This window comes from Chloroflexus sp. MS-CIW-1 (assembly GCF_030444705.1).
In the GTDB taxonomy this organism is placed as follows: domain Bacteria; phylum Chloroflexota; class Chloroflexia; order Chloroflexales; family Chloroflexaceae; genus Chloroflexus.
This window is the reverse complement of record NZ_JAUBWR010000001.1, coordinates 574461-595916: the sequence shown is the minus strand read 5'-3', so window position 1 is coordinate 595916 and position 21456 is coordinate 574461. Positions and strand designations below refer to the sequence as shown.

General features: G+C 54.0%; 11 protein-coding genes, 1 tRNA gene and 2 rRNA genes. 6 read left to right on the top strand and 8 right to left on the bottom strand.

Translation table 11 applies throughout. From position 1 onward, the window contains the following. Window positions 1-386: 386 nt before the first annotated feature. The 7 genes from QTO31_RS02365 to accD form a co-directional block, all read right to left on the bottom strand. Complete coding sequence (locus QTO31_RS02365; RefSeq protein ID WP_301427976.1) at window positions 387-2195, bottom strand: ABC transporter ATP-binding protein; 1809 nt, start codon at window positions 2193-2195, stop codon at window positions 387-389. A 1-nt stretch (window position 2196) separates the two neighbouring features. Next, window positions 2197-4014, bottom strand: a complete 1818-nt coding sequence (locus QTO31_RS02360) for an ABC transporter ATP-binding protein (RefSeq protein WP_301427975.1) — start codon at window positions 4012-4014, stop codon at window positions 2197-2199. A 462-nt stretch (window positions 4015-4476) separates the two neighbouring features. Next, window positions 4477-5697, bottom strand: coding sequence for a hypothetical protein (locus QTO31_RS02355; protein WP_301427974.1), 1221 nt, complete (start codon window positions 5695-5697; stop codon window positions 4477-4479). 169 nt (window positions 5698-5866) lie between these two features. Further along, a complete protein-coding gene (locus tag QTO31_RS02350) occupies window positions 5867-7108 on the bottom strand; it encodes a hypothetical protein (protein ID WP_301427973.1) in 1242 nt (413 codons plus the stop codon). A 131-nt stretch (window positions 7109-7239) separates the two neighbouring features. After that, the gene (locus tag QTO31_RS02345; RefSeq protein WP_301427972.1) at window positions 7240-8415 is read right to left on the bottom strand and encodes a MalY/PatB family protein; all 1176 of its coding nucleotides are present in this window, start codon (window positions 8413-8415) and stop codon (window positions 7240-7242) included. Between the two features lie 81 nt (window positions 8416-8496). Beyond that, window positions 8497-9345 carry an acetyl-CoA carboxylase carboxyltransferase subunit alpha gene (locus tag QTO31_RS02340; RefSeq protein ID WP_301427971.1) on the bottom strand — a complete coding sequence of 283 codons (849 nt, stop codon included), beginning with the start codon at window positions 9343-9345 and terminating at the stop codon, window positions 8497-8499. A gap of 18 nt (window positions 9346-9363) precedes the next feature. Further along, a complete protein-coding gene (gene accD, locus QTO31_RS02335) occupies window positions 9364-10281 on the bottom strand; it encodes an acetyl-CoA carboxylase, carboxyltransferase subunit beta (protein ID WP_301427970.1) in 918 nt (305 codons plus the stop codon). A 1078-nt stretch (window positions 10282-11359) separates the two neighbouring features. Between accD and QTO31_RS02330 the strand changes: the two genes are divergently transcribed. The 4 genes from QTO31_RS02330 (at window position 11360) to QTO31_RS02315 (ending at window position 15759) form a co-directional block, all read left to right on the top strand. Continuing rightward, window positions 11360-14301 (top strand): 23S ribosomal RNA (locus tag QTO31_RS02330). A 90-nt stretch (window positions 14302-14391) separates the two neighbouring features. Then, window positions 14392-14506, top strand: a 5S ribosomal RNA gene (gene rrf / locus QTO31_RS02325). A 38-nt stretch (window positions 14507-14544) separates the two neighbouring features. Beyond that, window positions 14545-14619 (top strand) — tRNA-Met (locus tag QTO31_RS02320). 642 nt (window positions 14620-15261) lie between these two features. Continuing rightward, window positions 15262-15759 (top strand): pyridoxamine 5'-phosphate oxidase family protein, encoded by a 498-nt coding sequence (locus QTO31_RS02315; RefSeq protein ID WP_301427969.1) that lies wholly within the window; start codon window positions 15262-15264, stop codon window positions 15757-15759. A 135-nt stretch (window positions 15760-15894) separates the two neighbouring features. On the opposite strand, the gene QTO31_RS02310 is transcribed toward QTO31_RS02315, so the two are convergent. Then, complete coding sequence (locus tag QTO31_RS02310) at window positions 15895-16338, bottom strand: DUF3592 domain-containing protein (protein ID WP_031460444.1); 444 nt, start codon at window positions 16336-16338, stop codon at window positions 15895-15897. Window positions 16339-17396: 1058 nt separating this feature from the next. Between QTO31_RS02310 and QTO31_RS02305 the strand changes: the two genes are divergently transcribed. Both QTO31_RS02305 and QTO31_RS02300 read left to right on the top strand, forming a co-directional pair. After that, on the top strand, window positions 17397-17567 hold the full coding sequence (locus tag QTO31_RS02305) for a hypothetical protein (RefSeq protein ID WP_301427967.1): 171 nt from the start codon (window positions 17397-17399) through the stop codon (window positions 17565-17567). A gap of 181 nt (window positions 17568-17748) precedes the next feature. After that, window positions 17749-21357, top strand: coding sequence for a histidine kinase N-terminal 7TM domain-containing protein (locus QTO31_RS02300; RefSeq protein ID WP_301427966.1), 3609 nt, complete (start codon window positions 17749-17751; stop codon window positions 21355-21357). The last annotated feature ends 99 nt before the right edge of the window (window positions 21358-21456 follow it).

Genomic DNA, 21456 nt, shown 5'->3' with positions numbered 1-21456 from the left:
CTGATGATCATTCGATAAAATGTGGGCGCGAAGGTCTCTTCTTCCCTTCGCGCCTTTGTGTTTTAGAACTGGTCCGAAATTTTCTATTCCAAGCGATGAAGGTTAGTGTAGGTTGTCCCCAGTCAGATCGGTGTACTGTCCAGAAGCCTCTCTCCTTGCGGTGCGACGATGGTCGGTATCACCGGCTCCGTGACCATCGTCGTGGACACCTGTCGGGGTGAAGCTTCGCCTCACCCCTCCGTGCATCGTCTTGCATCCATCGCCGCGGTTTATCCGTCGTGAGGTGATGATGGATGATGCGGATAGCCTCTTAATGACGTGCGCGACTCCGGTAGGAACTCCCATTACCGTCGTTACATGCTCGATGTCTATGTGTCCTGATCCTACTATTTACGCCCTGCGGCCTCGATGTACTCCAGACTCTGATGGCGGAAATAGGTGTTGTATAGTTCGGCATAATGCGTACCGGCTGCCAACAGTTGATGGTGCGATCCCTGTTCGAGAATCGTACCATGGCGCAACACAATAATGCGATCAACCTCTTGTACAGTACTGAGCCGGTGGGCAATGATGATTGCCGTTCGCCCACGCATCGCCTCATCAAGTCCCTCTTGAATCAGCACTTCAGTCAGTGGATCGATACTGGCCGTTGCCTCATCGAGAATGAGGATCGCTGGGTCTTGCAGCAACACTCGTGCCAGGGCAACCAGTTGGCGTTGCCCCATACTCAATCCGCTCCCACGTTCACCTACCGGTGTGTCAAGACCATGAGGAAGCGTTGCCAGCCAGTCGCCATGACCAACGCGATGTGCAGCCGCCAATACTGCATCATCATCGGCATCAGGGCGTCCGTAGCGAATGTTTTCTCGTACTGTGCCATCGAACAAAAATGGGGTCTGAGTCACCATGCCGAGCTGACTCCGGTAAGCGTTCAGATCGAGGTGGCGTATGTCGTACCCGTCAATCCGAATCTGCCCGCCTTGAAATTCGTAGAACCGTGCAATCAGCTTGGCAATGCTGCTCTTGCCTGAACCGGTGTGACCAACCAGGGCCACGCGCTCGCCTGCTTTGATGTGGAGGTTGAATTGACGTAACACCGGTTCGCCTGGTTTATAGGCAAAATCGACCTGCTCGAACACGATCTCACCGCGTAGCCGTCCGGGATCAATTCGGTCGAGTTGTACCACTCGCGGTTCGGCGTCGATCAGGGCAAAGACTCGCTCACCGGCAGCCAATCCAAGCTGAAACTGACTCCAGAATGACGCAATACTGGTCAGCGGGAACCAGAAATTCTGGAGACCCTGAATAAACAGAAACCAGGTACCGGTTGTCAATTCACCAGCGTACACGGCCTGTCCACCCAGGTAGACCAGGAGCGCCGTGCCTACTGCGGCAAGCAGATTGAGTAACGGAAAGATGCTACTAAAGGTATAACGGGTTTGTAGATTCACCCGCCGACTTTTCTGATTAACATCGAGAAAATCGGCATAGATAGCCTGCTCCTGGCGAAACGTCTTGGCAACCCCAATCCCGCTTACCGTCTCTTGAATATGATTGCTGACCTCGGCATTTACTCGACGTGAAGCAGTAATAACCCGACGGGCGATGGCGCGGAAGGCCAGGGCAGCGCCGATAATCAGTGGCGCCAGGCCGAGTAAAATCAGCGTTAACGACCAACTGACACTGGCCAGATAGCCGACTAACACGAAGACGAGCAGCAATCGGCTCAGCAAATCCATTGTCAGTGTCATCACCTGGGCAAAGGCTGCGGTATCGGAATTAACCCGACTCACAATCTTTCCCGATGGGAACTGGTCGTAGAAACTCAAATCACGGACTAGAACAGCATTGACTGCATCGCGGCGCATTGCCAGTACGACCTCGCCAATTGCCTTCACCGACATTGTCTGCCGAATCAGGTTAAATACCCACGCGAGACATGCGATGAGCGCCAGAGCACCGGCTAGTACCGCGACTTGATTGAGTGACGTTGCCGTTTGAATCTCGTCGATGCTGTACGCGATAAAGATCGGGATCAACGCCTCAATCAGAGCAGTGGCAGTAATCATCAATGCTGCAGTGATGATTTTCGACGCTTGTGGACGAAAGTAGTTCAGGATGCGCCGTACCAGCTCTCGATCACGGTATTTACGGTCGTATCCTTCCGCATCAAGACCATCAAACAGAAAACCCATGCTACGCAGCTCCTTCTGTTGCCCGCACAACCCCAGTTTCGGGTACTGCGTGTTCGTAACGCGCAAAGATGCGGCGATAGTGCGGCGATGTACGTAAGAGTTCTTCGTGTTTTCCTGACGCTACCAACCGACCTCTATCGAGGACCAGAATCTGATCGGCCCACCGTATCTGCGCCAACCGATGGGTAATCAACAGGACGGTACGTCCCTGCTGGGCCTGACGAATGGCACGTTGAATTTCGTCTTCGGTAGCACTATCGATCGCACTGGTACTATCATCGAGAATAAGGATACGTGGATGGGCAAGAAACGCACGCGCCAGTGCAATTCGCTGGCGTTGACCTCCAGAGAGTGTCACTCCACGCTCGCCGATCACCGTCTGATAGCCATCTGGCATGCGACTGATAAACTCATGTGCCTGTGCTGCCCGTGCTGCCGCCTCAATCTCGACTTGCGTTGCCCCAGGAGCACCAAAAGCGATATTTTCGGCAATAGTGCGAGAAAAGAGAAAAATATCTTGCTCAATCTTGCCGATTTGTGAGCGTAACGCATCGAGATTCCAGTCACGGACATCAACCCCATCGATCAATACCCGCCCACTGGTGGCATCGTAGGTACGATTCACCAACTGAGTCAGCGCACTTTTCCCGCTTCCCGTTTGCCCGACAATCGCTACTGTTTGCCCGGCAGGGATGTGAAATGAGATGTCATGCAGTACCTGGTGCGGAGATTCACCGGGATGAGCGGCAAAACTGAAGCTCACATGCTCGAACGTAATCTCGCCGCGTAACGGTGCACTATAGCCGTTCGGGTTCTCATCGAGATCGGTTTCAGCATTGATGATAGATAAAATCCGGCGCGCTCCGGCTAGACCGGCCTGGAACACCGAAAAAGCAAAGAGCGAAATGAAGGTAGGAAATCGTAATACATTCATCAAACCGATAACTGCAACGACCTGCCCTAAACCAATCTCGCCAATGCTGTAGAGCCAGAGTGCGTGAAAGAATTGGGCGCCTAGAGCGATTCCAAACAGCAAAAGTGGCAAATAGCGAGCTTCGATGCGGCCTTGTTCAATGAACAGATCACGAAAACGTTGCGCGTTCCGCAAATATTTCGAACGTTCGAGTGCTTCACGGGCACTGGCCTTAACTACCTCAATGCCGCTAATGGTTTCTTCCAACCCGGCGTTCATCAGACCGTACTGCTCACGTTGACGCTGAATAACCGGCATCAATCGACGAAGATACTGATGTGCCGTGATGATATACCCGATGACGAAGAGCAATGGGATGACAATCAATCGCGGCTCGGTAAAAAAGATAAACGTGAGCGGTACCACGATCCCCAACACTGTTTCAGAAATCAATGTGGTTCCGGGTACGATCATATTCGCTACCAGATTGGTATCATCAGTCGCACGGGCCATGAGATCACCCGCTCGCTGGCGATCATGAAACGCCTTACTCTTCGCGAGCAGACTTTCATAAAATTCCTGACGAATATCAGCTTCAACCCGTGCTGCTACCGTTTCCGCAGATAGACTGCCGATCAGCGCACTGAAGCTATCAGTGACCATCAACGCCAGAACTCCAAGCGTCAATGCAGTTAAGGCTGCATAGTCTGGCGGGCCACTCAGCACATCGGCTGCGCGCCCGATGACCGCCTGTGCTCCTGAATAGGCAGCCCATGCCGTGATAAAACAGAGATAAAATCCCAGCGCGAATGGCCAGTAACGTCCAACATGCGAGAGGAGCCAACGCGCTACGCTACGTCGGTCGTAGGTATACGCTGAAGTAATCGAAAATTCGCTACGCTGCACGATTGTTCTGCTCCTTTCGCCTCTGAAAATAGAACATGGTTGCTAGTATACTTGATCGAAATGGGTTAGAGATCGGTCAGAAGATGGAAAAAAGGGTTCTGCGTCCGTATCTCGTGAATTGCAGCAGCGGCGCCGTGTTTATGTCATAGACGGCGTCGCATCCCAACTTACCTGTCGATTCCCATCTGAATGAGCCAGACACCGCCTTGCTCCAGGCGATTCCAACATTGATCCCTTCCGAATCAGGTTGGTCGTCAGTCGTATTCCGTTCACTAACAGGTGCATCCGTCGTCTCATGACGACGATGTGTGAAGATAGGCGCTAAAAGTGTGTCCGAACCTTCCTCGACTACTAGAGGAATGAACAGAGAGAAGCGCAAGTTAAAGGAAAGGGGGCAGGTTTCGACCCTGCCCCCAGTGTGTGCTGCTACGAGCGGCAGTACAGTCCGCTTTCTGATGTGTTCTACGGTAGCGACCAGACACTTATATCGCGCACGTGCCAGTCAGCCCCCCACCAGCGATCTCCGCGAAATTCAACCTGCGTCGTTCCGGCTGGAATGGGCATCCAGAAATTGCGGAAATGTTCGTCTTTGAAATAGCGACTGTCTTGTAATTGCAGATGAGCGGTTTGCCAGGCGCCACCGTCAAAACGAACCTGCAAATTGGGGCCAATCCCAACGAAACGCAAATAGGCGTTGGCCGGCGCTGGGGCCGATAGGGAAACTGTGGGGTTTGCGCGGTCGGTATACCGACGGTTAGCGGCGATCATCGTAAATGGCCGAGAGGGGCTGATCGTAACGTTATCCCAGTGCCATGTTCCCGGTCGGCAGGGTGAAGTACAGTCCTTGAGCGGATTGTACGAGTGGTGACCAAACTGGACAACTCCTTGATCCCAGCCCAGATCGGCAATTCTGGTATCTACCCAATAGAAGTTATAGGCCGGCATTCCAAACTTGATACTGGTACGTGAGATTTGCAATTCAAAGGTGTCACGGCGCGTAGGACTTGGCTCAAGAAAGCGATCATACGGAATAGGGATACCATCGATCACTGTGGGCTGAAAATTGCGATAAATGATGACATCAAAAAAATTACCGGTGAGATCCATCCGTACCTGAACGGCATTGCGCGGTGGGCCACTGACATCGACCACCATATCGAGAGGGAGCTGGAGATGTTCATTGTACGGACTAATCCAGAGGTCAATCCAGTCGCGGAGACTGGTACGCAATGTTGAGACATCAAAGCGAATCGTTGCTGTGCCACCACTAAAATCGACCAGATGATTCGGCGTCAGATAGATCATACCGTAGCCGCTTGCCTTGATAGCGGTCATGATGTGGTTACGGCACTGATAAACAGCATCTTCGTAACGACTAATGGTATGCGTAGCCGGGGCTGGTGAACAATCGGCACCATGCTCAGCGGCCATTGGTTCAAGCTGATACCAGGTATTCACGTCACGCGAATGTACGGTAACATCCCAATGCGCCGGGTTCCAGCTTAGGGGCTGGCTCGGTTCACCGGTAAATGTTTCGGTGAAGATTGAAGGCTTCACAATGATTGGGATAAATTGACGATGACCACCGTTTGCGACAACAGCTAACGAGGGTTGACAGATGAACCAGAGCAATCCACTTAACCAGCAGACAGTCAACGTTGTCAGCCAGAATCGTCGTTGCATCAAAACCTCCAAAACATTCAGCGACGCCTCAGCTCTGGTATGACCAGGGTGTGAGGCGTCGTTGCGATGACTCGTAGTGCCATTCGATGCCATTTGAAAGATGACATCGGAACTTTACTACCATATTGTACGTTGTATCACGAACCAGAAAGTAACAGCTTTGTCTCAACTACTTGATTGCAAGCGGAATGTAGACGCGCACCGTTAACAATGAAGGAACGATCTGTAACTCCTGAGGCGCCGTACTAGCCAGTGAACGTACCGCTGTCTGGGCATCTGACCATTGACCGGTACCATCGTTCACATTGAAGTATGGCCATACCCACACACCGGCATAGCAGTTCGCGTGGAGCTCAGCGAGTAACTGAGTTGGTGTACGATGTGTACCGCCAGCATTCGCTGGCACCTCGCCGACCACAACCGGTTTGTCGAAACCTGCCTCGTACCAATCGTTGAAGAGCGGGGAATAGCTCCAATAACGTTCATCGCCGTTCATCCAGCCGTAGTAGTGAATCTGGTAGAAATCGAGATAGCCTTGCGGGTCGTAGACGGTCAACTGCGCGTCGCTCCAGAAATTACCACTGGCGCCAAGTGCTCGCGAGCTGTTCCACTTCATCGAGGCACTACCAACTGTCGTCAACTGGTTGGAGTTGCGATGAATAGCACCGGAAATTTCAGCAATAAAGCGCTGCATCTGGGCCAGTGTCACCGGCTGGGTGACCTCAGATGCCGGAGAAAAATGGGGAGATTCGCTAATGCCAAATTCTGGTTCGTTAAAAATGTCCCACGCCAGCACGTTCGGATGGGTGCCAATCGTGTACCCACTTGTGCCAACCGGATACCGGAGCATTGGTAACAGAGCGTTGTTGATAAACGAGGCACGTTTAGCACTATCAACAATGAGATCGCGGTGTCCGCCTGCATGTTCACCCCTATCGTAAGGGGTCGAGTCGGCGAAGAGCATATCAAAGCTCCAAAGGGTGAAGACAAGATAGACATTCTCTTCGCTTGCGATCTGGATAGCACTGGCCAGGCTGGGCAAGAAATTGGCATCAAGACCGGTCACTGCGCCGCCACTGTTCGCATTAAATTCTGGCGCCCCCCGACCATCGGCAAACAGCCACCAGCGCACAGTATTAGCCCCTTGCTGGCGAAGCGCACGAAACATCGAACGAGTTGCGTTGGCATCATAGGTGTGTTGATTCCACTCTTCGACCGTGCCAAAATCGGCGCCGAAGCCACCATTGAGCCAGGGTACGTTTGCACCTAGTAGAAACCAGTGTCCGCCAAAACGTGGAATCAGGTGTGAACGATCACCAGGACATCCTGCCGAGGTAGTAACAGTTGGTGAGACAAGCGAAAGAATACCGAAGAGGAGAGCAATCCAGGCTAATCGTCGTGTATAAGCCATGATGAGCCTCTTTGTAGTTTGGTTGATAAGTAACCCTCATTGACTCACCCTCCGGTACTCTAGCACTTGATGAAAGAAATGTCATCATGTGGTAGTTAAGTCTATAGTCCTAAAAACATTGTTCATGTGTTCTATAAATTCACGAAACGCTGTAAGGCAGCGTGTACGCGATCCAGTGCCTCATCGAGTTGTGATCTGGGGCAACCAAAGTTGATACGGATAAATCCTTCACCACCCGGGCCAAACATTGCCCCGTCAGAAAAAGCCACTCGTGCTTCATCGAGGAAGAATCGGTAGGGGCTGGTTGCGAGCGGTAGGTCACGGCAATCAATCCAACCGAGATACGTCGCTTGCGGCACTGTACAGCGGAGTGGTGCCATTTCGGTGGTAATGCGCGTGACATAGCGATCACGATTAGCGGTAAGGTAATGCAGCAGCGCTGTCAGCCATTCATCACCATGTTCGTAGGCAGCCAGTGCACCGGCGAATCCAAACACGTTCACATGCGGCACAATACCGGCTGCAGCGCGACTCACCTGGCGGCGTAATTCAGGATTGGGGATGATCGCCATACTACAGCCGAGGCCAGGAAGATTGAAGGTCTTGCTCGGCGCCATGAGCGTAATGGTATGTGCTGCAATATTCGAATCGAGCGCAGCCAGGGGGATATGTTGCGTATCCCCTAGCAATAAGTCGCAGTGAATTTCGTCAGAGCAAATAATGACATTCCGCTCAATGCAAATCTCGGCCAGGCGTCGCAGGGTTGGCGGATCATATTCGAGACCAACCGGATTGTGTGGATGGCTGAGCAGCAAGAGTCGAGTGCGTTGGTGGATAGCATCGGTAAAGGCATCAAAATCAATAGCGTAAGTGAGCGTGGACCCGGAAACGGTCAATGCTAGCGGACAAGTGTCGATCTGGCGTTGCTGATTACGCGGTGCACTCAGGAAAGGCGGATAAGCTGGAGTCAGAGTAAGGACACTATCACCGACTTCACCAAACGCCCGACAGAGCACATTAATCGCCGAAACCAATCCTGGCAAAAAGAGGATCTGCTCCGGCTGAACATCCCACTGATAGAGACGAGCCATACGCTCACAAATCACTTCGGCCAAACGATGCGGATGGGAGGGATAGCCGAATACAGCGTGGGCAGCCCGTTCCTGGAGTGCGGCAACTACCGCCGGTGGTGAAGCAAAATCCATATCAGCTACCCACATTGGTAAGACATCGGCCGGATACTGTTCCCACTTGATACTACCGGTACCTCGGCGGGGAATGATCTGATCAAAATTGAAGTTGCTCATTGACTGTGTCCTTACGGCAATAAAAGGCGCGTGGTAGCCATCAATACAACCACGCGCAGTTCATTATCATCCTTGCCATCGCTATCTGCGGCTAAAGAGTTCCATCTGTTGTTCCTGATACTGACCGATTGACCGATACTTTTGATAACGTTCGCGCAAGATCGTCTCAATATCCCGTTGCTGCAAATCGGCCAGATGGAAACGAAGCCGTTCACCGACAGTTGTAATCGCGGCTAGCCGGTCAGTATGTGCACCACCGGGTGGTTCGGGGATCACCTCATCGATAATGCGCAACTCGTAGAGATCAGACGCGGTAAGTTTCAACGCCTTCGCTGCTTCTGGGGCTTTCGCTGCATCACGCCACAAGATCGACGCTGCTGCCTCTGGTGGTGCTACCGAATAGATAGAGTTTTCTTGCATCAAGATACGGTCAGCAACACTGATTGCCAGGGCGCCACCACTTCCACCTTCACCGATCACGACCGCGATGCTGGGTACCCGCAACGTTGTCATCAGCATGATGCTTTCCGCAATGGCATTTGCCTGTCCGCGCTCCTCCGAACTCTTGGTTGGATCGGCAGCCGGCGTATCGACAAAACAGATCACCGGCAGACCGAACTTTTCAGCATGGCGCATGAGGCGCTGCGCTTTGCGATACCCTTCAGGATGCGGCATTCCGAAATTACGGCGCATATTCTCGCGCGTATCGTTGCCTTTCTGATGCCCAATAACCATAACCGTCTGACCGGCGAAGGTTGCCATGCCGCCTACCATTGCCGGATCATCGCCGAAGCGACGGTCGCCATGTAGCTCGACAAAATCTTCACACAGCGCCGCGATGTAATCGAGCGTGTGCGGTCGCTGCGGATGTCGCGCTAATTGCACACGATCCCAGGGAGTCAGGGTTTGTGGAATAGGAGTCTCTTCCATGCCATGCCTCACGTGGCGCTACATAATTGGTTGCGGTAAGGTTGCTCTTCGGGTTGCGAGATCGGCTCTCGTTGCAGGTATTGGGCGCTGATGGTACAGGCGAAGGATCTTGGCCAGTGTATCGCGCATTTCACTGCGCGGCACGACCATATCGATCATGCCGTGTTCAAGCATGAACTCTGCGGTCTGGAAGCCGGCTGGCAACTTCTGACGCATGATCTGCTCGATCAAGCGCTTACCTGCAAAACCAATATTTGCTCCTGGTTCAGCAATAATAATATCGGCGACCGAGGGGTAAGAGGCGGTAACGCCACCGTAGCAGGGATCAACGAGCAGAGCAATATGGGGTTGGCCGACAGCCGCCAGGCGGGTCAGGGCCATAGTCACTTTGGCCATCTGCATGAGGCCAATGACCCCTTCTTGTTGACGAGCCCCGCCTGAGGTATTGATGGTGAGCAATGGTACACCCAGTTCAGCAGCCCGCTCAGCGGCGCGAGCCATCTTTTCACCATAGACACTACCCATCGAAGCGCCCATAAAGGAGAAATCAGCAACTGCGATGCAGAGTCGGATTCCATTAATCGCACCAACGCCTGATATGACCGCATCAGCCATTCCGGTGCGCTGCTGGGTTTTGACCAGCTTATTTGCGTAGCTCTCCTCGTCGGCTACAAAACCGAGTGGATCGGTCGGAAGTAAGTTGGCATCCATTTCACGGAATGAACCAACGTCGAGCAAACCGAGCCACTCGTGGGCACTCATACGCATGTGATGGCCGCACTTGGGGCAAACCTTCAGGTTGTCGTTGAGCTGTTTTTTGTAGATAAGCTCACGACATACGCTGCATTTTACCCACAGATCATCAGGGATTTGAGCGCTCTCTTGATCCTCGCGTCCGGTAAATCCTTTGCGACTAAAGCGGAAAAACTCTTTCACTGCTCCTGCTCTTTCACTTGGCGCGAATGTGCGCGTCGGCTAGTGATTTTATTCACAGTACGTCGGTTGCTTTATATTATAGCATGACCTGAGACGGAACAATATGGTTGATACATAAAAAGATACGCTTGATGACTATTGTATATTCGATGGTATCACACTCGTTTCAGCATAAACGCCGCGTCTGCCTACCCAATTGGCCCGGCAATAATTGCGAGCGCATCTAAGAATGTGATCAGAAACTCGTGGTTTTGATCAGGCGCTCAGCAGGGGCGTCGGCTGAAGGGGCGAGCAACGAATCGCCTCATCAACGAAGTGGGCTGTTGATAAGACTTGGCCATTGCATCTCCAGAATGATACGAGGAACGGTGGCGGGGAACGCTTACGTCTTTTCGACGCGATAGAAACGGGTAGCACCGGGTTCAGCGCTGGTGCTGCGGAGCACGCCTGGCGCCCCCTTACCTTCCCTCCTAGACCCCTTCCTTACCCAGTGGTTATGGGTACGGGGCGTGCCCAATGAGAAAGCTGGGTTTTTGATCATACTTTCAAGTATGTTCTAAAGTGCTTTCCTCCCCTAATGAATGATACCGCCAGTACCAGACTGCTCATAGAATATGTGACCTCCATCGAAGTCAGCGGCATCGAGACAGTCCGGCTCCCTGCTCCGTGTGCGCACTATCTGCCGAACCGTCGCCGGTACAGCGATGCACACCGATTGAGGCATCGTGATGCGCTCAGCGACGGTCATGGTGTGGTAGAACGGGTGCGGCATCCGGTCGTCTGTGGTACCTGTGAATCCCGCTCCTAACCCGCTTGACAAAATCCGCCAGGCTTGCTATACTCTTCCTCGTCAATCGCTCCGGCGATGACACGGAGGACGACCCACAGCGGTACGCTCCGCAACCAATTGGCCCGTTGCTTCCGGCGCAGCGCACTTTGCCTGCACCGCTTTTTTTCGCCAACGGGCGTGTCGTACCTTAACAACTCACGCGATTGCAAAGAGTTATTTGCTGCCGGTCAGCGGTGTGTGCGTCCACCCGCACCGTGTGACCGGGTCACGGTCGGTTGGCCGTGACGGAAGGAAGACATGATGAGCACACGATGGATGCCATGGCGCTGCGTGCCGATGAAGGACGGGGCACGGCACCGATATGCTCCGGGGAGCCGCGTGCAGGCTGTGATCCGGAGGTCTCCGAATGGGGCAACCCGCTGCCAGCTGGCAGCGCTCCGCTGATGCGGAGCGGGAACCCGGCCAACTGAAACATCTCAGTAGCCGGAGGAAGAGTAAACCACACCCGTAGTAGCGGCGAGCGAACCGGGTGCAGCCTAAACCGCGTGCGTGTCCAAGGGAGCAGCCGTTGCGCACGCGGGGTTGGAGGACGACCCCTGACCGACCTGCTCGTCGGTCACCCAGGCGACCGCGCTGCGCCGAAGCAGTGTGGAACCCTGCACCGCAGAGCGTGAGAGTCGCGTAGGCAAGCGCCTTAGCCGGGTGGGTCGCTCCTGAGTAGGTCCGGGCACGAAGAACCCGGGCTGAAGCCGGGCAGACCACTGTCCAAGGCAACCTACACGCAGTGACCGATAGCGCACAGTACCGTGAGGGAACGGTGAAAAGTACCCCGGTGAGGGGAGTGAAAGAGACCCTGAAATCGTGTGCTTCCACGCCGTGGGAGCCGGAAACACCGGTGACCGCGTGCCTTTTGGAGTATGATCCGGCGAGTTATCCTCGGTGGCGTGGTTAAGGCAGTGCCAGCCGGAGCCGGAGTGAACGCGAGCCTGAAACGGGCGACCGTCGCCGGGGATAGACCCGAAACCGTGTGAGCTACCCATGGCCAGGCTGAAGCGTCCCTAACAGGACGTGGAGGGCCGCACCGGTGTCTGTTGCAAAAGGCTCGGATGAGCTGTGGGTAGGGGTGAAATGCCAATCGAACACGGAGATAGCTGGTTCTCCCCGAAATGTATTGAGGTACAGCCGCGGCTCTGGTTCCCCTGGAGGTAGAGCCCTGTTGTTGTGCGGGGGCTTCACCGCTTACCAAGCGACGGCAAACTGCAAATGCCAGGGGTGGGCACCGCGCGTGAGACGGCGGGTGCGAACATCCGTCGTCGAGAGGGAAACAACCCAGACCGCCAGCTAAGGTCCCCAAGTCATCGCTGAGTGGGAAAGGTTGTGGCGCCGCTCAGACAACCAGGAGGTTGGCTTAGAAGCAGCCATCCTTGAAAGAGTGCGTAACAGCTCACTGGTCAAGCAGCGCTGCGCCGACGCTGTAACGGGGCAAAGCGATGCACCGAAGCTGCGGGTTTGCCATCGGCAAACGGTAGGGGAGCGTCGTCGTCGCAGCGAAGGCGGCGCGGAAGCGTCGCTGGAGTGACGACGAGTGCGAATGCCGGAATGAGTAACGGAGAAGCGATGTCGCAATCATCGCCACCGAACGTCTAAGGGTTCTGCCGCACGGGTGCACCGCGGCAGGGTAGTCGGGCCTAAGGGGACGGCACACGCCTGACCTGATGGACAACAGGTTGATAGTCCTGTACCGTGGAGCGGTCGCTTGACCAATGCCGGACGCTGAGGGGTAGTCGCCGCGGCGAGACGAGCGCCGTCCAAGCCGGTAGGGAGCCGCACGACGCAAATCCGTGCGGCGGTGACCGAGAGGCGAGTGAAAGGGGGGCGGACCTCCGCCTCCCAATGGCGAGGCGCCTGTGCAGCCAAGAAAGGCCGGCTCGGGAGACCCTCCACGCCCGTACCGCAAACCGACACCGGTAGACAGGTCGAGGAGACCAAGGTGGACGAGTGACCCCCGGTTAAGGAACTCGGCAAATTGACCCCGTACCTTCGGAAGAAGGGGTGCTGCGCGTAGCGTGAAACCCCTGGCGGGTGGAGCGCGAGGCAGCCGCAGGGTCCAGGCCCGGGCGACTGGTTACCAGAACCACAGCTCCCTGCTCAAGCCGAAAGGCGACGTATAGGGGGTGATGCCTGCCCAGTGCCGGAAGGTTAAGGGGCGGGGTGCAAGCTCCAAACCGAAGCCCCGGTAAACGGCGGCTGTAACTATAACAGTCCTAAGGTAGCGAAATTCCTTGTCGGGTAAGTTCCGACCCGCACGAAAGGCATAACGACCTGGGCACTGTCTCGACCGGGGGCTCGGTGAAATTGCAGTGGCCGTGAAGATGCGGCCAACTCAGAGCGGGACAAAAAGACCCCGTGGAGCTTTACTACAGCTTGCCATCGGGTAGCGGAGGCCGATGCGGAGGATAGGTGGGAGGCGGAGAAGGCTGGCTTGCGGGCTGGCTGGAGCCGACGGTGAAATACCACTCTTCGGTCTGCGCTGCCCTCACCCGCTGCAGGCGGGGACGGTGGCTGGTGGGTAGTTTGACTGGGGCGGTCGCCTCCTAAAGGGTAACGGAGGCGCGCAACGGCGCCCTCAGGCGGGATGGTCATCCGCCGTGGAGTGCAACGGCAGAAGGGCGCTTGACTGCGAGGCAGACCGGCCGAGCAGGGATGAAAGTCGGCCGTAGTGATCCCACAGGACCGGGTGGAAGGCCTGTGGCTTAACGGATAAAAGCTACCCCGGGGATAACAGGCTCAGACCGCCCAAGAGTTCATATCGACGGCGGAGCGTGGCACCTCGATGTCGGCTCGTCGCATCCTGGGGCTGGAGTAGGTCCCAAGGGTTGGGCTGTTCGCCCATGAAAGCGGCACGCGAGCTGGGTTCAGAACGTCGTGAGACAGTTCGGTCTCTATCCGCTCTGAGCGCCTAGAGCAGTGCGCGGGGCTGGCCCTAGTACGAGAGGACCGGGCTGGACGGACCGCTGGTGGAGGAGTTGTAGGGCGTCCTGCAGGCTCCGTAGCTATGTCCGGGAGTGAGAACCGCTGAAAGCATCTAAGTGGGAAACACGCCGCAAGACGACTGCTCTCACAGCGCAAGGCTGGTAAGCCCCCCGCGAGATGAGCGGGCCAAGCGGCCGGAGCTGGAGGCGGGGTGACCCGTAGAGGCGACCGGTGCGCAGGGGCGAGGGCTTCCTTCCGTCACGGCGAACCGACCGGCAGCAGGAAAACAGGGTGCACGAGCAAGCAATCGCGTGAGGGGTGAAGGGACGACGGTCTCTTCTCCCAATGGGTGTGTGTGGAGCGCGGTGGACCCACCCCGTCCCATCCCGAACCGGGTCGTGAAACACCGCAGCGCCGATCCTACTGGCGGCTCACCGCTGGGAACCTAGGTCCATGCACCCGTTCATAGGGGTGACAGATTTTCTGTCACCCTTTATCATCGCGGCGTGGAGCAGTGGCAGCTCGTCGGGCTCATAACCCGAAGGTCGCAGGTTCGAATCCTGCCGCCGCTACCAAATTGTGATACCCGTAGGGTTACACCTACGGGTATTCTACTTTTGTGTGATACCGAGACGAGTTTCTCTTGTCTGAGAGTGAACCTTTGGCGCCCATGATGGGCGACCGAAACCGTCGATGTCTCATCAGCATTCTATCTGGGATGGCTTGGGAACTCATCACTACAACTGACGCTCCATCCGAATATTCGTTGCCACATCACGACGGGTGAACACAGGTCATAATAATATGATGGACAACAGCCTGATACCGATGGAGTTGCATGGTGGGGAAGAAGACGCCTTATCTTATGAGTGAACTCTGACGGACGGGACACAGCGCCGCTATATACCGTCCGATGAATCCCGCAGGCGGGGTATGGTGTTGCCGTGTATCGCCGGTCAGAACCGACATTGCGAACGTGGGGGTGGTTCACGAACTGACTCTACGCCGCTCCTCTGATGTGGCTAATCGTCAGCTCTGCCAACAGGATGTTTCCGATAGGCTCTCATTTCTATTTCCCCTGCAAAAAACACGACAAAGCAGCCTCGTTGCTTATCTCGTTATCCTCCGTGACAATTCATCTCATCATTTGATAAACTGTCTGTAGATCGCGAAACCAGATTGCGCTTCCTGGGAAGGCAATGAGAAGAGGACAATCTATGCGCTATGAAGATCGATTGGCCTTACGCCGTTTAATCGAAGAGCAACAGGCTGCTGCACTCGGTACAGTTACTCCTGACGGGGTGCCATTTGTGTCTTATGTGCTGTACGCCGTTGAACGACGGGATGGACACACACCGGGTCTACTGCTTTTGTTGAGTCGCCTGGCAGCGCATACCAATCATCTGCTGGCCGGTTCACCGCTCTCGCTGTTAATCACTGCCTCACCGCAAGGTGTTACCGACCCCCAAGCGTTGGCCCGTGTCACGTTACAAGGTTCTGCTCAAGACATACCAAGGCATTCGCCCGACTTTCCGACAGCACAATCAATATACTTACAGCGTTTACCTGCACAGCAACACCTGTTTGCCCTGCCGGATTTCACCTTATTCCGTGTCACGCTCCACGAGGCGCGGTATATTGGTGGTTTCGGACGAGCTTTTACGCTTGATGCTGCTAGATTAGCGGAAGCGCTTATGGTCACAGAACCGGCATAATCGATCAGTGAAAGCGGTTTTTATAGTTTGTCTGAAAAATAATCCTCTTGCCTGCGCTACGTTGGTGTCATATGGCCTGTTGAAGCCATGCTTCAGTAGGAATTGCCTCAATCCTTTATTTCGGGGTATCGAGATTCAGGATTTAGCAAAAAGTGCCAAGCCCAACGCAAACATGCCCGGCGCAAGACCGGAAAGGCTCAATATAGTAACAACGATTGGTGGTAACCATATCTCATACCAGGAATTGATCGTAGCGTCTTGAGGCATTTGCGGGTCATACAGGATCAGTACTTGATCACCTACGCGGTAGGAGGTGGAACTACCACCAGTATTGCTCTCAAACTGGAAAGTCTCGCCAGTTTGCGTTTGGAACTCGATTCGTGGATAGTAGTTTATATCATCACCAATACGCCGTCGAGTGACTTCGACTACAGTACCTGTACCATCGATCATCCTTTTTAAACGCTCACTAGTCGCGTTCAGCCAGAACAAGCCGATGAACAGTACGACCAGGCCAATTACGGTAAAGGTTAGACCGATGAGTAGAGCACCCGTTCTAGACAGTGGTCGTGAACTCATGAGAGTGTCCTCCGATTACTAAATTTGCCTCAATATCTCTAATGAAGTACTGTATCGAGTAGGTATTGCAGACAATAGCTGGTGTTTGCCAAAAATAATGACTTTCACCGTACCGTAGAGGAGGAAACTGTCTCTGATGGTGTGTTGAGATAGTCTGCGTGAGGCTCGCTGAAGATTGCCCCCTACCTATGGACTACCGTCAGTCCTGACCGGTACGCCACGTGTTCATGGGGTATTGTACAATGAAATAGCAAAGAGATACAAAATATCATTATCGTAATCTTTCAGATTATTGCCAACAATGAGCGGAAGAGTGCGCGGGCCTCCGGCCCGCCTTGTGCGACATACTGTGGGGCAAGCATTGCCCGCCCTATCAACAAGCTATCTGGAGCGGGCATCCGACCTACCCATGATCCCCTTTCCTCGCCCTATGTAGACGAGGAAAAAGGTTGGGGTGAGAAGCGCCGGGCATGCTGATAAGACATGCGCTGGCTGCCACGTGATCACCCTATACGGCTGGTAAGGCTTTTCAACGTTCTCACCTTGCGCGGTAGAGGCAATGTGAGGAGAGGAATGGAGAGATTCCCAACTCGTCTACTGCGCGTGCGGAGATGTACTGCTTCCCGTTCCGACTGTGCGCTGCTTCCCCCTGTTTGTCTCGCCGATGACGCCCGTCCCTGACTTGTAGGGGCAACTGCCCAACCCGCCCGCGCAGGGGCGACTGCCCAATCCCCCCGCAAAACCGGCTACGTCGCAAGCGAATCGGTCTCGCAACCATAGGGTAGGGGCGGGTGCTCAACCCGACCGCCATATGCCATATCTAGCATTCCTGCCCAATGCGGGCCAAAGGCCCGCGCACCCAGGGAAACTATGTGGGATAGTAATGCGTGCGAAAGATGTTCATCGGTGAACACGATCAACACCTGATAACTCTGAAAAGCCATACACGGCTGGTACCCATCGTTCGTTACATTAGCACGCCATCCCCAGCCCCCGCTTGCGTCACCCCGCCCAAGCCCCCCTGCAAGTGGGGGGAGGGGGATTAGGGAGTGACGAGTATGATTCGGCGAGACAACGAGGGTCTGGCCGCAGGCTACCGTCCGAACGAAGAGCTGCATGCTTTCGCACGGGCTGCGAACAGTCTGGAAACCTCTCCTTACCTCCCAACTGCCGGGGTAGGGAAAAACTTTGAAAACCCTGAGCAGAATGAGGTATCATCTGTTAACTAGACTTCAGTTCTGCTATGTATGATTGTACTACCTTTTCTCAGAGGAATTAGAAGCCTATCTTAATTCAGCACTTTACGAAAAAACTTCTAAACGTTATATCATGTTGTAGCGTTAAATTAGGAATACAGCAGGATACATCTCTTAATAGCAGATTATTTTAGCGGTTAGAAGTTACACGATCATGCCGATAGAATTACTCGCTTCCATTCTGTTTCTCTGGATCAGTGCTGGTCTGACCGGCAGTATCGCCTATTATGCGTTTCGGCGAGCGAGTCAGCCTGGTGCACTTGTACTGGCGTTCTTGCTGTCGGCGATGAGTGCGTGGTCGGTATTGTATGCTGTTGAACTGCTCGTACCTGAGTTGCAGGGGAAGGTACTCGCAGCTCAATTGCAATATCTTGCTATTGCGGCTATTCCACCACTGTGGTTGATCTTTTCTTTGCAATACACCGGTCGTGCCGATTGGTTGACTCCAGCTCGCCAGCGCTGGCTATTTATCCCTGGGATCATAACCTGTCTTCTCGTGTTCACTAATCAATGGCATGGTCTCATCTGGCAAGGCGTGGCACTCGATCCTGCCGGTCATCGTGAATTGTACATAATCGGCAGGGGATTTTGGTTTTGGGTGCATACCACGTATGCTTACGGATTGATCGTTAGCGGTATTATTCGCTTCGTCTGGTTTGCTGTACAGGTTCCAAAACTATACCGGCTGCAAGCTCTGTTTATGGTTGGTAGCACGCTCGTGCCACTGATGGGAAATGCCGTCTATCTCTTCGGTGGCCTGCCACGTAGTTGGTTCGACCCCACTCCATTTTTCTTTTCCGCTTCAGGAGTGTTGTTGGCGGTTGGCTTTTTTCGGGTAGGGTTATTTGACGTAACCCCTATCGCTGCGCGAATGATCATTGCCAACCTGCAAGATGCAGTGATTGTGCTCGATCATCTGTATCGCGTTATTGATCTGAACCCGGCAGCCCGTCAACTCTTTCAATGTGGTGAAGAGGTTATCGGCCATGATTTTCGCGATGTACTGCGCCTGCATGGACTAACATTTGCCCGTGATGTTATGGCTGAAGGTCAACAGGAAATTGTCTTTCATCGTGAAGGAGTGCAGCACATTTTCCGGCGAACGGTTTCGGTGATTCGCGACCGAAAGGGGCTGTCACTCGGTTATATACACGTCTGGCGCAATGTGACCCACGAGCAAGAGCTGCTTGCTGCCGAGCGCCAGCATGCTGAACGCCAGCGGTATCTTGTGCAGGCAATTGGCGAGCTGTTAGTTGCCGTCGATCTGGAAACCTTTTACACGACGCTTATGAAAGCTGCTCAACAGGTATTGAGCGCTGACCGGACAGCGGTGTATCTCTATGACCGTGAAACAGATAGTTTGAGTTGTCCGTATGCGAATGGTCTTTCCAGAGAATACGTTGATGCGATTAACCGCTTCTTTCATAAAGTTCCAGGCGCACGACTGTTACAGCGACCCCAGCCAATAGTCATTACCGATGCGCAAACCGATCCGGCAACTGCTGCATTACGCGAGGTCATCGTGCACGAAGGATTTCACACGTATGCGGTTTTTCCACTGATCGGGTCTCATGGTCTCTTTGGTGCGTTTGCGGTCTATCGTAATGTTATCAAACTCTTTTCGGAAGATGAAGTTCACGGCGGTCAGACCCTGGCGTACATGGCTGCGGCCATGCTAGAAAATAGCCGTCTGCTGGCTGCTACTCGCCAGTATGCCCGTCGGATGGCACTGCTAAACGAGATTACCCGAGCAGCGCTGGAGGTCCATGACCTTCAACAAATGTCGCGGTTGCTCGCCAATCGGCTGGGAGTGTTGTTTGAGGCAGATGGCTCGTTTATCACCCTGTGGGATGACCATCTGCAACGACCGGCGCCAGCAGCGGCCAACGATGAGTTACACGATTATTATGTGCAGATTCGGGCTGAACCTGGTGAGCCAACCCTCACAGAGGCCGTCTTGCAGGCTGGCAAGGTTTTAGCCGTGGAAGACCTGTCTAACACGCCATACCTCAGTCCACGGATTGCAGCGTTGTTACCAACCCGTTCAATGCTGGCGTTACCGTTGATTGTCGAGCAGCAGAAGCTTGGGGCTGCATTGATTGGATTTAACCAACCGCACCGCTTTACCGCCGAAGAAATATCTCTTGGTGAACAGGCAGCGGCCCAGATTGCACTGGCAATCGTGAAAACCCGACTGCTGGTAGCCGAGCGAGAACAACGGCAATTAGCCGAAGCATTACGCCAGGCAGGACTGGCGCTGAGTGAAACTCTTGACCTTAACACGGTTCTTGAGCGGCTTCTCGATGAATTGCAGCGCGTTATACCGTATGACTCGGCAAATGTCATGATGGTTGAGCATGATGCGCAACAACAACCCATCCGTGCTTACCTGACACACCTCCGTGGGTATGAACAATTCGGCGAAAAGGTTGCTCGTGCTGCTGAAGCCGTTATATTCGAGATTGCGACGACACCCAACTTGCAGAGGATGATTGAAACCAGACGGCCACTCATCATTTCGGATACAGCTTCCTATCCCGGTTGGATTCATATCGAAGCGGCGTCCCATGTGCGTTCATGGGCAGGAGCACCGATTATTGCCCATGGGCAGGTGATAGCCTTCTTTTCACTCGATAAAACTGAGCCTTATTTTTATCGTCAGGAGCATGCTACGTATTTGGCAGCTTTTGCCAGTCAGGCTGCGCTGGCTATCGAAAATGCCCGTTTGTATAGTGAGGCGCAGCGGCGCAGTGAAGAGCAGCGCATGCTGTATGCGGCTGCTCGTGATTTTAGTGCTGGTTTGGAGGCAGAGGCGATCTTACAAGCCGTTGTTCATCATACCGTCGAGGCACTACGAGCGGCAATATGTATTGTCTTACGATGGGAGCCGGCATCCGAACAGTTGGTTGTTGTACAGGCATGTGAAGCAGTGACAAGCGGTAGTATGCCACTGACCACCGCATACAGTCTACGTACAGAACCCATGTTGTACCGCGCATTAACGGAATGTGAACCGTTGCGTCTTCAGCCTCATTCGGCTGATGATAGTACGTTTCTGTTCCGGTTTGCTCAGATGAAGTTGCTCATCTTGCCGCTGGCAACCGGTTTAAAGAGCGCAGTGTACGGTCTGGTTGTCGTTGGTCGTACCGCTGATGCGGTTGATTTTAACGATACCGATGTGCAGTTAGGACAAAGCCTGGCGACCCAGGCCGCAACTGCACTTGAGAATGCACGGTTGTATGCAGAGGTTGAATCTCTGGCAGTAACGGACAGTCTTACCGGAATCGCGAATCGGCGTGCGTTTGATCGTGCTCTCGAACGTGAGCTGGTGCGTGCTCGCCATTATGGGTATCCGCTGGCGTTGGTCATGATAGATGTCGACTCGTTCAAGCAGTATAACGACACTTATGGCCATCTGGCCGGTGATCAACGGCTACGTGCAGTTGCCCGCCTGTTAACGCAATGTGTGCGTGACATCGACTTTGTGGCTCGCTATGGTGGTGAGGAGTTTGTGATTATCTTGCCAGATACCAATAGGCAGCAGGCATTGCAGGTTGCCGAGCAGATTCGTCGGAGCGCCGAAGCTGAGTACACAGGATCGTTGAATGGTCAGGTTATTCCGGGTTATACGCTGAGTATGGGTGTGGCCGTCTTTCCTGAAGATGCCCAAACACCAGCTGAATTGTTGTTGGCCGCCGATTATGCCGAGTTGACGGCAAAGCGTACTGGAAAGAATCGGGTCTGTAGTATAGCTCTTAAATGACGAAAGCCGGTTCTGATAGTTATCTGGTGACCACTCACTGTTGTCTTTTCTATTATGCACATTATTACCGGTAGGGACGGGTTTCTTTCAGTAACCTGG

What these genes read in the sequence shown, in the direction of transcription:
- QTO31_RS02355 (WP_301427974.1), bottom strand. Translation starts at nt 5,697, where the DNA reads ATGCAACGACGATTCTGGCTGACAACGTTGACTGTCTGCTGGTTAAGT.
- QTO31_RS02345 (WP_301427972.1), bottom strand. Translation starts at nt 8,415, where the DNA reads ATGAGCAACTTCAATTTTGATCAGATCATTCCCCGCCGAGGTACCGGT.
- QTO31_RS02300 (WP_301427966.1), top strand. Translation starts at nt 17,749, where the DNA reads ATGCCGATAGAATTACTCGCTTCCATTCTGTTTCTCTGGATCAGTGCT.
- QTO31_RS02315 (WP_301427969.1), top strand. Translation starts at nt 15,262, where the DNA reads ATGCGCTATGAAGATCGATTGGCCTTACGCCGTTTAATCGAAGAGCAA.
- QTO31_RS02340 (WP_301427971.1), bottom strand. Translation starts at nt 9,345, where the DNA reads ATGGAAGAGACTCCTATTCCACAAACCCTGACTCCCTGGGATCGTGTG.
- QTO31_RS02310 (WP_031460444.1), bottom strand. Translation starts at nt 16,338, where the DNA reads ATGAGTTCACGACCACTGTCTAGAACGGGTGCTCTACTCATCGGTCTA.
- QTO31_RS02350 (WP_301427973.1), bottom strand. Translation starts at nt 7,108, where the DNA reads ATGGCTTATACACGACGATTAGCCTGGATTGCTCTCCTCTTCGGTATT.
- QTO31_RS02365 (WP_301427976.1), bottom strand. Translation starts at nt 2,195, where the DNA reads ATGGGTTTTCTGTTTGATGGTCTTGATGCGGAAGGATACGACCGTAAA.
- QTO31_RS02305 (WP_301427967.1), top strand. Translation starts at nt 17,397, where the DNA reads ATGATTCGGCGAGACAACGAGGGTCTGGCCGCAGGCTACCGTCCGAAC.